Annotated in this window: 1 pseudogene; it reads left to right on the forward strand. The window is 34.2% G+C overall.

Going from position 1 to position 284, the window contains the following annotated elements:
• Positions 1–241: pseudogene (locus ACX6CF_RS26245) on the forward strand (hypothetical protein); the annotation flags it as partial.
• Between the last annotated feature and the right edge of the window lie 43 nt (positions 242–284).

A 284-nucleotide genomic window follows, 5' to 3' on the forward strand; every position in this document is an offset into this window, starting at 1 on the left:
TATTCCTTCACAGGCTGCACAATATCTTGCTGATGGTTCTATAGATCATGGAGTGCTTTGGAACCCATCTGATTCAGGATATGCTGCTGTATATGTAGCAAAATCATTACTCGAAGGTAAAGATGTAGAATCAATTGATGTTCCAGAAATAGGTAAACCAAAAGTTGAAAATGAAAATGTTTTGATATTTGATGCTACATTAAATATTACTGATGAAAATGCAGATTCTCTAGGATTTTAATTAGTAAAATGGTTGATGCTGAGTAACTTGACGTCACTCAGCA

The organism is Vallitalea sediminicola, from assembly GCF_054408565.1.